At 38.0% G+C, this 15,748-nt stretch carries 10 protein-coding genes; 1 reads left to right on the top strand and 9 read right to left on the bottom strand.

The annotated features are described in order from the left end of the window. Positions 1–27: 27 nt before the first annotated feature. The 9 genes from OGI71_RS22735 to OGI71_RS22695 form a co-directional block, all read right to left on the bottom strand. Positions 28–1,185: a FecR family protein gene (locus OGI71_RS22735; protein WP_282252175.1), complete on the bottom strand. Its 1,158-nt coding sequence runs from the start codon at positions 1,183–1,185 to the stop codon at positions 28–30. Positions 1,186–1,231: 46 nt separating this feature from the next. Then, entirely contained in the window at positions 1,232–1,759 is a 528-nt protein-coding gene (locus OGI71_RS22730; RefSeq protein WP_282252174.1) for an RNA polymerase sigma-70 factor, read from the bottom strand. Positions 1,760–2,182: 423 nt separating this feature from the next. Continuing rightward, positions 2,183–2,845 (bottom strand): hypothetical protein, encoded by a 663-nt coding sequence (locus tag OGI71_RS22725; RefSeq protein ID WP_282252173.1) that lies wholly within the window; start codon positions 2,843–2,845, stop codon positions 2,183–2,185. An 855-nt stretch (positions 2,846–3,700) separates the two neighbouring features. Beyond that, positions 3,701–4,990, bottom strand: a complete 1,290-nt coding sequence (locus OGI71_RS22720) for a DUF4302 domain-containing protein (protein ID WP_282252172.1) — start codon at positions 4,988–4,990, stop codon at positions 3,701–3,703. Positions 4,991–4,997: 7 nt separating this feature from the next. Continuing rightward, complete coding sequence (locus tag OGI71_RS22715; RefSeq protein ID WP_282252171.1) at positions 4,998–5,894, bottom strand: putative zinc-binding metallopeptidase; 897 nt, start codon at positions 5,892–5,894, stop codon at positions 4,998–5,000. A 2-nt stretch (positions 5,895–5,896) separates the two neighbouring features. Then, positions 5,897–7,492, bottom strand: a complete 1,596-nt coding sequence (locus OGI71_RS22710; RefSeq protein WP_282252170.1) for a RagB/SusD family nutrient uptake outer membrane protein — start codon at positions 7,490–7,492, stop codon at positions 5,897–5,899. Between the two features lie 24 nt (positions 7,493–7,516). Continuing rightward, entirely contained in the window at positions 7,517–11,122 is a 3,606-nt protein-coding gene (locus tag OGI71_RS22705; RefSeq protein ID WP_282252169.1) for a SusC/RagA family TonB-linked outer membrane protein, read from the bottom strand. Between the two features lie 231 nt (positions 11,123–11,353). Next, complete coding sequence (locus tag OGI71_RS22700; RefSeq protein ID WP_282252168.1) at positions 11,354–12,505, bottom strand: FecR domain-containing protein; 1,152 nt, start codon at positions 12,503–12,505, stop codon at positions 11,354–11,356. Between the two features lie 52 nt (positions 12,506–12,557). Further along, entirely contained in the window at positions 12,558–13,079 is a 522-nt protein-coding gene (locus OGI71_RS22695; RefSeq protein WP_282252167.1) for an RNA polymerase sigma-70 factor, read from the bottom strand. 349 nt (positions 13,080–13,428) lie between these two features. On the opposite strand from OGI71_RS22695, the gene OGI71_RS22690 reads away from it, so the two are divergent. Next, positions 13,429–15,738 (top strand): putative monovalent cation/H+ antiporter subunit A, encoded by a 2,310-nt coding sequence (locus OGI71_RS22690; RefSeq protein ID WP_282252165.1) that lies wholly within the window; start codon positions 13,429–13,431, stop codon positions 15,736–15,738. Positions 15,739–15,748 lie beyond the last annotated feature (10 nt).

The following is a 15,748-nucleotide window of genomic DNA, read 5'->3' as shown; positions in this document are numbered from 1 at the left end:
GGTATTGGTGAAAACTCTGTATAATTTTTAGTTTTTTGTCTCGATAGTCAATTTTTTACCATCCACATCAAATTTTAGGTCACTAACATAGGACAACATCTCCAGGACCTGCGATAGTTTGACATCGCGCTCAATACTTCCAGTATATTCTTTATCCATCTGTACATTTCCTCTAAATTTCACATCCAAATCGTACCATCTTGATAATTGATGTGCAATATTCACAATTGTTTCTTTTCTAAAATAGAACTCATTGTTATGCCAGGATAGATCTTGCTGTAAATTCGCTTTTCCCTTTATCAGACGCCCCTTAGAGACGGCCGCATATTCTCCCGGTGAGAGGGCAACATGCTGATTATCTTGCCATACTTCTACCCGTCCCTCCGCTAATGTTGTACGCACTAGATCGGTATAGGAATTCACATTAAAATGTGTCCCCAATACCTTAATTTCATTCCCTTTAGATTCTACTATAAATGGATGATCTGGATCATGTGCTACTTCAAAATAGGCTTCTCCATCTAAAAAAACCCTTCGTTCAGTAGTCGAAAATTGGGAAGGAAATTTCAATTGGGACAACGCATTTACCCATACTTTCGTTCCATCACCTAAAGTCATTTTATAAAAACTAGCCTTTGGCACAATTAGCAAATTGTACTGAGAGGGAATCGGTTTATCAATATCTTTCACGATTAATTCGCTACCATTACCGATCAAATTATTGTTTTTACTCAAGGTTTTTGTTGAATCTCCATTTAGCGGCACGTTCGTTCCATCGGCCAATACTAAAACTGCTCCACTTGTCGCTGGTGCAATATCTTGCTTTCTATTAATAGCGACATGTATTCTTTCAGAATGGCCTTGCGAAAACTTGGCTTTCCAGAATAGGAAAGTACCCATTAGAAAAATAATTGATGCAGCTATTCCTAACGACCATTTCCCAAATGGCTTTATGGTTTTGCGATTTTTATTATTCAACTTATCCCATGCCTTATTCGAATCCAATTGCCGAACAATGGATAAATCTTCTTCTATGTTTCTCGCATCACGAAATGATTCCAAAATTTGTCTATTCTGTGCATTAGCATTCAGCCATTCGTCAAGTTCAATTTGCTCTTCTATAGTCAATTGGTCACTAAGGAACTTTCGGATAATGCTCGCAATATGTCCTGTGTTTTCTTTCATATATTATACTAAAGAAACGCAAGACGGAAAAAGGGGTGACAAGAATTTAAATATTTTTTAACAAAAAAATAACAAGAGGGAGAAATTCAGGGTTTAGGCGCTTTAGCAGCATTTTCATACCGCGTTGTTTTTGTGTTTTTACAGTATTAATACTAATCTGTAATTCTTTCGTAATCTCCAGATTGGATAAACCTTCGAGATATCCCAATCGAAAGACTTGCTGGCAGGAGGCGGGCATTTGTTCAATGATTTTGTATATCTCTTGAATAACTTCACTATGAATCATGTTTAATTCAAGTGCTGTATTATCTTCTTCGGTAAAACCAACTACATTCCAATACTTTTGTCTTACTTTTTCGTGCCGAATATGATTATAACAAGCAAAACGGACAGAACTATAGAGATAATTCTTTATTGCAATATCATTGGCACTAACCTGGTCTGTATTCTTAAAATAAGCAATAAATGAATCCTGTACGAGATCCTCTGCTGTGGTGAGATCTCCCAATATCTTCCAAGCAAAATGACAAAGCCCGTTATAATGTGTCTTGAATAATATTTCTTCCTTTTGCATAGTTTAGATTACATCGATATCCGCAGTACTATTGCATTTCATAGATACTATAGTTTAGGATGTTAGGTACAAGTGATCACAGATTCAAAATAACTGTGTCATAAAAATGACTAATATTTTTTATTATTCACAAAAAATATATTCCAAAATCCAATTTTTATCTATTTTACGTTCCAATAATTGATTTATACCAGAAATAAAAACAAAAAGAAATCGCATTAAGGTTATTAAAAACAAAATATTTACAGAAAGTTGAGGAATAAATTATCAATGAAAAAATATCAATCATTTGGGATTTGATTGTCACAAAACATTAGCGAGACATGTCACTTGCACAGTCTCGCTAGTCGTAAGACATCCTATTTTAGGATATCTGAAATAAATATTTTATTTATAATTTGGCCGCAAAGGTCTTTTTTTCTATTATCGACCAATTCCCCATGCTAGCTGTACATAGAAACTTCCTAATCTATCTGAAGGTATATTTGTGGCTTTTGTGCCGATAATCTTCCATTCATTTTTTGTTATGGAGGATTTATAGCCAACTCTACATTCGGGGTAAAATATTGTTCTGTTTTTATTCATTGACTTCAGTGTAATATTGAAATCTACAATCGCTGCATTATGCTCCATTTGAGTCTGATTAGATGCGGAAGTTAGGAAGTCATCAAATGAACCAGACTGATTGTGTTTTTGAATTGTAAAAGTGGACCATTGGCTCCCAACACCGAGCTGTGGACTTACTATTAGATTGCCGGCATGAACCGCATTGGTTGCAACGTATACGATGATATCCCCAGTGTTCAGCGTATTATCTTTCTTACTATTTGTGGATAAACTAAGACTGCCTCCGATTAGAGTTTGTTTGATACGGTAAGCTACGCCTGCACCAGCATTCCACCCAAAGCCTGGAAATTTTCCAACCCCTTCTTGCCTTAAGATTCTATTCAGATTACTCGCGTTGTTAAATTGAATTCCGCCGAAATAGATCACTTCAACCGGTAAATGCTTAATTTTATTCTCTTTTTCTTGCGCAACTAGGTTTATAGCACATAGGGATAATACTACGCTTACAATATATTTCATAAAATTTCAAAAAATGTTAGTTTAAATTATTTAGAATGCTCTACAACGTTCATTAACGAAGACATTTCAGAACACTCTTTTATTACATTTTTCGGAAAGAAATTTTATAATTAATAACATGCTACCAAGATATAGGAACTAGCATCCTAGGTACCTATCATATTTATAAACTGAAGCTATTTATTTGATTTAGTTTGTCTAGTCCTCCCATCAATAAATGTTAGGGTCAAACCACCAAGGATTATCCATACAAATGCTGACGCCATCCAACCTGAAGTATATGCTCTAACTTCATCTCGAAAATAATAGTTTGTGCATTCCTGACCAATAATGATAACAAGCATTGTTAAACAGTATCCTAAAAATAGCTTATAACGACTTTTTATAATTAACATCTTTCTAATTTTAAACACCAAGTTCTTTATATTATCTTAATACATTCTTTTGAGAAAGAAAATTCTTTGTATTCACATGAAGAAATTTTCACCAAAAAATAACAAGAAGACGCTAATAAAATTGCAAAATAAGGTTACGAAAAATATAGGTTTATATTGCTTTTTCACAAAAATTTGGTAAAAAGAAATCCCGATACAGATCAATATTAAAACTAATATAGGGATTGTAAACAATTCAACAATAACACCAATTACAGTTTCTATATTTTCAGGTATTGTAGAAATGAGGTAAAAATGAGCTATTAAAAGCAACACGTAAACCAAGCTACTTATTGAACCTATGAATACTATTTTTAAATTGGAATTATTCATATATTAAAAGTAAATATAGCTCCTCCATACAAGGATGGAAGAGCCATTAAATAAACATAAACAATTAAACTATCACACTTACCTTATTCTAATTGTTTAACGGATCATCAATGTCATCCAACGTCAGCTTGATTACATTTCTCGAATCAGCCATATCGCTTAGGGTAATAACTGAGGGTTTTAGCGCATTGTCTGCTGTGATCTTGAAAGTATTACCATCAAACGGAGCTGAAAGATAGTTTAACCCTCCCTGCCAATGTGCAAGAACGAAGTTACCGACACCATATCCTTCAAGTTCGATATATACCTGATCTTCAGTGTCTGCTATAGGTTGAATTACATGCGTTAGTCCGCCTACTACAGATCCGCCTTGTAAGACCCAAATTATGCCCCCGTCTGGTCCATTTTTACCAATGTAAAAATTGTTCACCACAATCCCTCTTTCCTTTAACATGGGCCTACCTGCATTCCAGTATAACTGTCCTAGCGCTCCCATATTTTTATAAGACGCAGACCACAGGTTATTCCGAAACCAACGGTTAAGCGGTGTAGGAACGGGAATTATCTTTAAAGTTTTATCTTTATCAGTATAATAACCATATGGATATGTACTTGTTGGCGCAACAAAATCCACGCGATCTACAGCCTTTCCTGCTATGGTATAAGGCTCATAAAACTCCAAACCACCTGGAACTACTCGAAACGACATATCTTTCGCCGAAGGATCGCTCGGATTACTAAACACACGCATTGTTGGGTCGTAACCTAACTCGACAATTTTATTTCCAGCCGTTTCCAATTGGTAAATCTCAAATTCTTTAAATTTGCTTGCAGCTTCTTGATAAGCTTTGGACATGCTCTCAAACTCAGTCCCTTTCAGGGGCAGCATCACCAAATGACTCCCGCTTTTCTTTCCCTTCAACACAACAGAATCCGCTGTAGCCTTAAGAACAATAAATTCAAAATCACCACGCATACCACTATCATCTGCCCCTATCCCGCCATTGTCTTTTCCAGGCTCTGAAAACCAGTGAATATTCTTATTATATCCGTCAAATGAAAGCACTGGACCAGATTCAGGGTTGACAGAGTAGGTACTTGTTTTAAAACCGGAAAAAGGGTCAGAAGCAACCGAAACCTCCTCTTTGGAAATAAATTTAGTGAAAATAGTATACCCGCCGAATTCCTGATTACTACTCGGGTAAAATTTCATCATCCATCCGGCTTTGTTTGCCTGTAAAACCGTATATGCTTGTTGTACCGCCTCAGTCATACGGACTGTTGCATTTGTCTCAAATATTCTATCATCATCTCGCTTACATGAACTGATCCAAAAAGCAGGGAGTAACAATAAGAAAAATAAATATTTCAATTTCATGATTTTTTTATTTTAAGGATGTTTGATCAAAGTTTGCTAAATCCGCTTGTCTGGAGACAATTTCATCACGCAACTCATCTATATCTATATTCCAAATATTTTGAAAATAGGTTCGCACAATGTCAAGCTTTGCTTGAACCAATGCTTTTCCCGCTTCATTTCCATTATTAATACGGTCCTGCCATTCTTTTGGGGACAATGTAATGTAGTAAGAGTAGGTCTCTACAAAATCCTCATTAGGTTCCTTCGATGCATAAGGAGATATAAATCCATTTGAAATAACGTCTTTTAAATTATTATCGCTGTAGATATTACTCCATGAATCCGCAACATATTTTGCCCCCGTTATTTGCTCAAAAGCTGCTGGATATCCTTTTGTTTGATGCAAAATATGCGCAAATTCATGGTGCATGGTATGGAAGTAGTAATAGTTAAGGAATTTGACATCCTTACCTGTTTCCGCATTTAACCTGTTCAATAGATACAATGTAATCTTAACACCGCCCTCGGCTGTCCCAAGTACAAATGTTCCATTATTTCGATATGCTGGGGAACCTATGTAGTTTAATAATTTGGGGAAATATTTCTGAATAAAATCCTTACTGCCCGTAATTTTGTTATATGGATCAATACCCAAATGATATAACAGCTTCGTCATTCGAATGGAGCTTTCATAATTTGCGGGACTTAGATTATAATCTAGATCAGACTCTTTTTCAACGAATTTATACAGTATAGATATATTATAATCTTTTGTATATGTTTTATCAATATAGTTATCCAATTCATTTCTTTCGATCTCGCGATCAACGAATATGCTTTCTGAATTTATTTTTTCTTTGGAGCATGAAAACAAAAGCGCCGAAGAAAACATGAATATGCCAATCTTTTTAAATGCTTTCATAATTATCTAGGATTAGGGGTTAAACCAGCAGCAATAACTTCCGAAGGAATTTGCAATGCTTGCCTTTTATCGCGAGCGATCAATTTCTTATCTGTCTCCACAGAAGCCACCGTACTTCCAGAACTGATTACACGTCTTTCTATCTCAATACCATAACGTTTAATATCAAACCACCGTAACCCCATATGAAGCGTCTCTATTCGACGAATGTACAGCAAAGCTTGAAGCATGTTTTCTTGTGTACCATTCTCAAAAGCGATCATATTAGAATCCAATTTTTTCTTCGTTGTAGGTTTTGTAGGAGTAGAATATGCGATGTTGTTCGCCCACTGATTGATGCTTTCGACTGTAAATACGGCTGGCGGACGCACCAAAGTATTATCAACCCATCTTTTCAAATCAACAATAGCATCATTATATCGTTTCAGATGAATAAGTGCCTCTGCGCGAACCAGCATTGTCTCCTCTATTGTAAAGGGTGCGTATGCGCCACGGCGGAAACCAGTTTCAGCTACCGGATCCTTAATTTCAAACATGTAAGAAACACGTGGGAATAATACTTTATCCAAATTTGTTCCCGCATAAACCGAAACATTCAGTTTATAGCCATTTGCCGCTATCGCTCCATAGGGTCCACCTGCAAGCGATGTTTCATTATTAGCTAAAAATGCACCATGAGCATATCTCGAGCCGTAAGCATAGGAGCCGAATATCAGTCCATGCGATGTCCCTGCGGTAGCTAGCATTAAGTTTGCCTTAATATCACTACGATTATAGGCAATAGCCCCATTTGGAAATCCTCTAGTACCAACCGCAGCTGCGGCAATCGTTTCATAATCACGCAGCAATGTTGTTGGATTTGCCCCTATCGCCGCATTTGCATAACTAATCGCCTTCTCCCAATCTTGCATATATAGAGCGACTCGAGCCCGCAATGCATTAGCAGCTTGAGAATTCATATGATATTTTGGTGTTGAGCCATAAGAAGAATCATCAATTAAAGGAATGGCCTCATCCAAATCACGAATAATATGATTATAGACATCCTGTACGGTATTGCGATCATACTTAGGATCAAGCGTAACCTCTGGCTTATCTATATAGGTAACCCCAAGATCTGTAGACGCATTTGCTTTAGAATAATGCTGGGCAAATAAGTTCACTAATATAAAGTGATTATAAGCCCGGACCGCCAAAGCTTCTCCCCTTTGTGGGTTCAAACTCTCTGGGCTGCCCATATCCTCTATGGCTTTTAATGAAGCGTTGGCGCTAGCAATTGCCGTATAACAAGCCTCCCAAAGATTTTTAGGTCCATCATCTTTATTCTCGGTGATATCTTTCCAATGAAATAATTCCTCAAGATAACGCTCACTATTTGGGTTAGTAGATCCATAGTCATCTACATTGTCAGAAGATATTTCAGCACTAACTAAGTAGGCTGTTTGTGGATAAGCTGATACCAATAATTTATCAATTTTTGCCGCATTATCAAGTTTTGACCTATTGTCAGGCATTTCGTCCAAAAACTTATTGCAGGAAGATAAACCCACTCCGCAGATCAGGGCAATTGCGATATATATTTTGCTATTTTTTTTCATTTTAATTACGATATAAAGTTTCGATTACAGTCCCAAACGCAAGGTTAATGTGTATTGTCTCGCAATAGGCGCAGCAACACCTCCCGCATTGACAAACTCTGGATCCTGTCCATTCAATTTTTTATCCGCATAAATCAAGAATAGGTTGGTTGCATTAAAACGTAAGCCCAACGAATTTAGTTTCCATCTGTTGACGAGATCTTTTGGAAATTCGTAGCTCAATGAGACGTCTTTCATACGAATGAAATCGCCCTTGGCTGTTCGTATCGAAGAATAGTTATATGCACTATACGCATACTTTAAGTTGTTACTATATGCTCTATTCTGTCCTGTCGTTGCAATAATTGGCACATTGGTCAAGTTTTCGTCTCCAGGAACCATCCAGCGGTCGGCAAATTCCTTTGTCGAAGCAGTTAAGTCGGAATACTGATTTGAAAAGACAGGATTTAAACGGACTACATTACCAAATGAATAGGTTATAAATACATCCAAACCAAAGTTTTTATAGTTGAACATATTTCTGAAACTTCCGATATGAAGCGGATCTGTAGGACCTTCATATTTTAAATAGCTAATCTTATCTCTTTCTTGAAAATTAATAGCGGTAATAGTTTCTTTATTATCAGCATCCAAAAATACGGGCAGCCCTTCATCATTTAAACGAACAAATGGTATAGAATATAATCCACGCACAGGACCTCCTTGGAGAGCAAAGCCTGTTCCTGTTATCAAATCCATAACCTGACTTCTAGTATCCAAACGCGTTACTTTTGTTTTCACATTTGAATAAATAAAGCTGGAGGTCCATTTAAAGGCTTGATCACGTAAAATGTGTCCAGTAATGCTCAATTCAGCACCATGCGATTTCATATCCGCGACATTACCAAATTTTGAAATCTGACCTCCAAGCCCCTGTGTATTGATTACACCAATCAAATCAAAATTATTCCTTTTGAACCAATCAAATTCTACATTGATCCTATTGTCCAGGAAACCCATGGATGTACCGATATTCAATTCATGCTTTTTCTCATAGGTCAATTCATTATTTGCTAAATCCGCTATCTCCAAACCCGATTCAGCATCCCCTGCAGTGGGTCTCCAAGGCGTGTAGGAACGGTAAACAGCATACGAGTTTGTCACATTTGAAGGCCCCCTATCGCCCGTCAAGCTGTACGATGCTTTTAGCATAAGATGAGAAAAAGTAGGCTTTAGGTTTTCAAAAAAAGCTTCCTCATGCGCATTCCAGGCACCGGCAATATTCCAAGTTGGCATCCAACGTGCGGAAGTTGCCTCTCCCAATTTATTCGCTCCTTCATATCTAAATGTACCGTTCAAAGTGTACTTACCAGCATATGAATAGGTTAAATTGGTAAAGAAAGCAGCTTGTTTATACCTTGTAGTTGTTGGATCATTGTCTTTATTTCTATTTACATGAAAATAGGGCGAGTTCTCTTCTTGTCCACGTTTAAATACCCGATAATCGGTAAAAGGGCTTTCTCCTAAGTCATATTGGATTCCCCAGCCTCTAAACCAGGTATTGTTCCTATCGGATGCAGTAAGTTCAGAACCAGCAAATACATTAACGATATGATTCAGATTGAAAGTCTTATTGTATTGTGCTGTAAAACGGAATAGCTGCTCGAACATGGTATAATCTGTTCGATTATAGATTCCGCCTTCTGGTAATACAGAAATCGGTCTTGCATAGGGATCATCTGGATCCTTATACAAAAATGGATTATTGTCACGGATTGTGGTGTTGTCTGGCTCAACTAATCCCGCCCGATAGGCCATTGCTTGATTTGAGCGATCTTTAATATAATGATGCTGTGTTGTTGTCTGATAACGTACAGAACCAAATGCCCCTAATTCCAATCCCGGGATTACCTTCCATTTTAGATCACCCTGAAAACGCAAATCAGCCACATCGACATCCATGTAGTTATTTTCTAACTCATGAAGAATATTAAAAGGCGCATAATTCCGGGTGTAAAATGTTTTTGGATCCAAGGTCCGTGAGGTATTCATTGCATAGGCATAGGGATTGATATCAAAGTCACGTTTCACTTCTCCAAATACAACATCTGAAGTCTGTCCCAATGTTCCGGGAGCCTGTTGTCTACGATAAGATCCATTTGTAATGATATTTAACCTCAGTTTATCAGAAATATTATAATTCGCATTCAAATTACCCGTATAGCGGTTTACCTTACTGCGCTTGGTCCATCCTGGATCAACTAATGCGCTTAAAGAGGAATAATATTGAGATTTCTCGGTTCCAGAGGACATACTTACGGAATGGTTATGCTGCAGACTGGGCTGAAATAGTTCGCTAAACCAGTCAGTATTACGAAATTCCGCTTCCCGTAAAAAATTATTTACATTACGTCGATCTGTAAATAAATCATTTGGAATTTCTCCGCGTTGAATTCGCTTATATAAATCACCATATACCCCACTGTTACTCGCAACTGGTAGATCTGCAAAGCCGATATAACCTTTATTATACATGTCGTCGTAAACGGACATTTGTTCCTGAGAGTTCATGATATTAAACTCAGAATATCGCGGTGTCGCACGCGAAGTATATTCACCAGTATAATTTAATGAACTACGCCCCGCAGTACCTTTCTTTGTCGTAATTACGATTACCCCCGCCATGGCTCTAGCTCCGTAGATAGATGTTGCAGACCCGTCTTTCAAAATCTGAAATGATTCAATATCATGGGCATTCAAACCTGCAACAGCTGAACTGATCAATGTCAATGCATCACCCGAAGAAAGCTGATCCGCATTCACATCAGCAACGTCTTCAATGATAACACCATCAACTACCCACAGCGGTTTTGAACTACCATAGATAGATGTCGCACCCCGCACCCGAATCTTGGGAGCCGTACCAAATGTTCCAGTTACGTTTTGAACAGAAACCCCAGCAACTCGCCCTTCTAAACCGCGACTGGGATCAATCTGCCCACCGATCTGTGCAGTAGCACCAGAAACCTGTGAGGTAGCCCCTGTAAAGAGGCGCTTGTCAAGCCGCTGCCCCATACCGGTCACGACGACCTCTTCAATCTGTCTCTCATCCGAAGCCAATGCAATGGAAATGACATTCCTTCCCTTAACGCCTATTTCTACAGCTCCATATCCGACATAACGGACCACCAGTATTGCATCTACCCCAGCGTTTATTCTAAAACTTCCATCACTAGCGGTCTGCGTAGTAATAGCGGTTCCCTTGACAGTTACTGTTGCTCCAGCCAACGCATTTCCCTCCTTATCCTTGACTGTACCAGAGACCCCTTGCTGCACAATATTAATTGATCTACTAGCTTCACTTTTTCCATTGACAGAAATCGTGTTGGCAATAATCTTATATTCAATATTATTGTTCTTCAGAACGGCATTTAATGCATCGGCTACAGAAGCATCTTTCAGATTGACATTGACCCTCGCTTTGGAATCAATATTTTCTCCATAAAACAGCTGCAAATTGGACTGTTTAGAAATCGCGTTCAGCGCCTCTTCAATCCGTGCATTTTTCATTTTCAACGTAACTTTCTGCGCAACGCCATTGGCTTGGACTCCGGTCACAAAGGCGAAAAGAAGGCAAGTACTAATTTTCATAATACGTAAAGGTTTGCAAAACCGCGGGTCATGAGGTATCAGTCGCCACGTTTTGCCAAATGGTAAGTTATTCATACATTTACTCTTTGTGGTTAATTGGGTTTACTTAATTCGCTTTTTTAAATTTTTTAGCCTTTTAATCATCTACGGACAGGGATGCTGCAACATTCCTGTTCTATTTTTTTCTAGGCTATTGGTTAGGTATTGATTGATTACATAAGCACTCCTTTTTTATTTATTTTCTATTGTTAGTTCCTTTCCATTAAGTTCAAACTTCAGATTACATACATAGGTCAACATTTCTAGCACTTCCGAAAGCTTAACATCGCGCTTAAAATTCCCTGTATATACTTTATTTAATGCCACATCTTGCTTAAATTTAACATGGATATCATACCATTTGGAGAGAGTGGACGCAATCTCTACAATGGTCTCTTTCTTAAAATAAAACTGATTATTATGCCAGGATAAATCATGTTCTAGATCTGCCTTTCCTTTACTCAGTCTCCCACCTGCAAGATTCGCATATTCCCCAGGCTCTAAAAATAATACCTCTCCAGAATGACTGACTTGCACCCGTCCAGACGAAAGAGTTGTACGCACATCAGCGTTATAGGCATTAATATTAAAATGTGTACCTAATACCTTGACCTCGTTACCCCTAGACTCAACATAGAATGGTCGTTTTGTATCATGTGAGACTTCAAAATATGCTTCTCCTTCCAATACAACACGACGTTCATTTTTATCAAACTTGACAGGAAATTTGAGCTGTGAATTTGCATTGACCCAAACTTGTGTACCATCTTCCAGAGATAATTTATAGAAATGTCCTTTTGGTACGACTAATGTATTGTATTCAATTGAGGGCTCTGTGGTTGGTGTTACTGTTGCACCAGCCCCCACTTTAGTCTCCGCTATAAAAATTTTTGGATCTAAGGTTTTAACAGAACTTTCCAAGGGCACAACAGATCCATCAGCCATCAGCAATAAAGCGCCAGACTCTGCGGGTAAGATGTCCTTTTTAAAAACTTTCTTTGAGGCCAATTTACCCGAATCACTTATTTCTTTGTCACGCAGGTAAAACATTACCGCACCGAATAGCATCACGAAAACTGCAGCAATACGTAGAAAAGGCCAATAATTTATCTTTTTGCTATGTCTACCAGCATCTACTTTTCGCCAAGCTTCTCCCTCCTCGAGATCTGCAAAAAAAATCAGGTCTTGTTCAATATTTCTTGCATCCCGAAATTCCTCAATCAGATTGTCATTTCTTTTATCAGATTTGCGCCAATGCTCAATTGAATCACGCTCAGCAACAGTTTCCTGTCCACGAAGTAACTTTTGAATTAATTTGGCTATGTAATTGGTATTAGCTTTCATATCTATAGGTTAGAAACCCTATAGATCAATATGGGGTGACAAGAATTTAAAATTATTTTAACAAAAAAATAATAATAGGCAAAAATTCAGGATGTAACTTTTCAAGTAGCATCTTCATACCACGTTGTTTTTGTGTCTTAACGGTATTAATACTGATCTGAAGCCTTTCAGTAATCTCTAAATTGGACAAACCGTCTAAATATCCCAGCGTGAAAATTTGCTGACAGGCAGTTGGCATCTCTTGAATAATTCGGTAAACTTCATTTATTACTTCTGTATGGATCATAGATAGTTCAACGGAATGATCATCTTCTTCCGTAAAACCAACTTGCGACCAATATTTTTCCTTTACCTTCTCGTGTCGGATATATTTTAAACAAGAAAACCGGACAGCAGTATATAAATAATTGCGAACAAAATTCTCGGATTCATCCATACGCTGTTTTTCCCTAAAAAATGTAATAAAAGCTTCCTGTACCAGATCTTCTGCAACAGATGATTCTCCTACAAATTTCCAGGCAAAGTGGCATAAGCTTTTATAATACTGTCTAAATAACTTTTCTTCAGGTCCCATAGCGTAAAACGGGTGTATAAAACAATTGATTAGTCACTATTGATGGAGTTCAGTAAACTAGTCTAGCGTAAAGATAGAATTTTAATCTTACTTTAACAATTATTAACATGTTTATTACATATATTGCAAGAACAATACTTAAAACACTACCTATCAACAAATTAACACCATCCCTTTCCAAATACTATTTTCACCACCGCTCCACTTTCATCCATAAATAAACCTTCCCTTCAACAAAAACAAAACCTCAGTTTTTTGTATTTATACTAAGCAAAACATGCAAAAATCTCCCGTTTTTCGAGTTTTTTTACTATATTGTAGACTTTCAAAAAATTTAAACAAAGACTAAATGCTATTTACTGTTCTATCAGGATTAATAACATCGAGCCTTATTGTTCCGTTTGGTAGATTCCTTAAAACCAAATGGGGTTTTATTCTCGCATTTTTACCGGTACTCTTATTTCTGTATTATATAAAACTTGTGATACCCATTAGTCAGGGATCTTATTTTGTACAGTCGACAGCGTGGGTCCCCTCGCTAGGCATTAATCTGGATTTCAAATTAGATGGTCTGTCACTGCTCTTTACATTATTGATTACCGGAATTGGAGCCTGCATCTTTTTTTATGCAAATACCTATCTTAAGGGACATAAATACATCGACCGTTTTTTCGGCTACCTCTGTTTGTTTATGTCGGCCATGTTGGGTCTGGTGCTTTCGGACAACATGCTATTGCTCTTTATTTTTTGGGAATTAACATCTATTAGTTCCTTTTTTCTAATTGGATTCAACAATGACAACGCTGATTCCCGCAAGAGTGCTATGACCGCGCTATCCATTACAGGCCTGGGCGGTTTCTTTCTACTTGCTGGTTTTATATTAATGGGCAATATCGCTGGTACGTATAATATCACCGAACTTGTGGGCAAGGTTGCTTTGATTCAACAACATCCACTCTTTCCCCTTATTTTTGGATTGGTAGCGCTTGGTGCCATCACAAAATCAGCACAATTTCCTTTCCATTTTTGGTTGCCTGGGGCAATGAAAGCCCCTACACCGGTATCTGCATATTTGCACTCAGCCACCATGGTAAAAGCAGGTATATACCTGCTGGCTCGCTTTTCACCGATCTTGGGTGGAAACCCGATCTGGACATATTCGCTTATGATCATCGGTGGTATTACCATGCTCTATGCTGCATTTCATTCTCTTTTCAGAACGGATCTCAAGGGGGTACTCGCCTATTCTACGATATCCGCATTGGGGATCTTGGTCTTCTTACTCGGTCTTGGATCCAAGGAAGCAGTGATCGCAGCGAGTGTCTTTATCCTTGTGCATGCTTTATACAAAGCAGCTTTGTTCCTAATTACGGGTATTATCGACCACGAAACCGGAACACGTGACTTAACTGTCTTGCGCGGATTACGCAAGGTCCTAGCCCCTGTTGCTATTGCAGGGTTTCTAGCAGCATTGTCAAGTGCGGGAGTCCCCTTGACCTTTGGATTTATCGGAAAAGATCTGATCTACGACGCCACTTTACAAAGTGACTCACAATTATTCTTTTATTTGACAGCAGCTGCTGTCCTCACTAACATCCTCCTCGTATCTGCTGGATTTATGGCCGGAATAAAACCCTTTGCCGGCAAATTACCGGAACAGTTTGCCCATGTGCACCTGCCCTATAAATCCATGTGGATTCCCCCGTTGCTGCTGGCTGTATTGGGGGTCATATTCGGCTGTATTCCTGGCTTTATTGGCAACTGGATCTCCGGACCAACCGCAAATAGTATCTTAGCTCAACAGGAAGTTTTTCATCTAAAAATATGGCATGGTTTTAATCTGATACTTTTACTGAGTGCCATAACAATTGTGGTCGGAACACTTGTATTTATTTCAAACAAACCAAGTGGGAAGAAATTGGCATGGATTGCTACTTTTGATAAAATTTCCCCAGAGAACATTACTAAGGTCTGTGCACAGGAGATTGTCCTATTCTCCGCTTTTTTCACAAACAAGATGCACAACGGTTACCTACGTTCATATCTTTTAAAAATCATCTTGTTTGCGGAATTATTGATCGGTTATCAGCTATACCTAGGTGGTCCGTTGCATATCAAATGGGATACCTTGTCCCCTATCAGCTTTTATGAAGTGACAACAGTATGTATTCTGATCGGCGCTATCGTATTAACAATCCGAACTTCATCTAGGTTAACCGCAGTCGTAGCAACTAGTGTTGTTGGCTATGCAATATGTCTCATCTTTGTTTTTTATAGCGCTCCAGATTTGGCAATGACTCAATTTACAATCGACACCCTAACAGTTGTACTATTTGTATTGGTCTTGTTCAAATTGCCTTCTTTTTTAAACTTGGCAAACCGGCGTACCATCATTCGGGATGCAGTGGTCGCGATTATATTTGGTAGTATGCTATCTATGGTTGCCTTACGTGTGCTACATGAACCTACAACTACAAATATCAGTAAGTTCTATGGTGATTATGCATACGTACTGGCCAAGGGAAAGAATGTTGTCAATGTACTGCTTGTTGACTTTAGAGGTTTTGATACCATGTTTGAAATTGTGGTATTGAGCATCGCTGCACTTGGAGTGTACAGTTTATTGAAATTACGTCTAAAATCATCTGATAAAGAATAAAAATAAAAGG

Origin of the sequence: Sphingobacterium sp. ML3W (genome assembly GCF_029542085.1) — a bacterium.
In the GTDB taxonomy this organism is placed as follows: domain Bacteria; phylum Bacteroidota; class Bacteroidia; order Sphingobacteriales; family Sphingobacteriaceae; genus Sphingobacterium.
Note: the sequence above shows the minus strand (reverse complement) of the source record. Positions and strands in the feature narration are given on the sequence as shown.

Coding starts and splice junctions, on each gene's coding strand:
- OGI71_RS22735 (WP_282252175.1), bottom strand. CDS start 1,185: ATGAAAGAAAACACAGGACATATTGCGAGCATTATCCGAAAGTTCCTT.
- OGI71_RS22730 (WP_282252174.1), bottom strand. CDS start 1,759: ATGCAAAAGGAAGAAATATTATTCAAGACACATTATAACGGGCTTTGT.
- OGI71_RS22725 (WP_282252173.1), bottom strand. CDS start 2,845: ATGAAATATATTGTAAGCGTAGTATTATCCCTATGTGCTATAAACCTA.
- OGI71_RS22720 (WP_282252172.1), bottom strand. CDS start 4,990: ATGAAATTGAAATATTTATTTTTCTTATTGTTACTCCCTGCTTTTTGG.
- OGI71_RS22715 (WP_282252171.1), bottom strand. CDS start 5,894: ATGAAAGCATTTAAAAAGATTGGCATATTCATGTTTTCTTCGGCGCTT.
- OGI71_RS22710 (WP_282252170.1), bottom strand. CDS start 7,492: ATGAAAAAAAATAGCAAAATATATATCGCAATTGCCCTGATCTGCGGA.
- OGI71_RS22705 (WP_282252169.1), bottom strand. CDS start 11,122: ATGAAAATTAGTACTTGCCTTCTTTTCGCCTTTGTGACCGGAGTCCAA.
- OGI71_RS22700 (WP_282252168.1), bottom strand. CDS start 12,505: ATGAAAGCTAATACCAATTACATAGCCAAATTAATTCAAAAGTTACTT.
- OGI71_RS22695 (WP_282252167.1), bottom strand. CDS start 13,079: ATGGGACCTGAAGAAAAGTTATTTAGACAGTATTATAAAAGCTTATGC.
- OGI71_RS22690 (WP_282252165.1), top strand. CDS start 13,429: ATGCTATTTACTGTTCTATCAGGATTAATAACATCGAGCCTTATTGTT.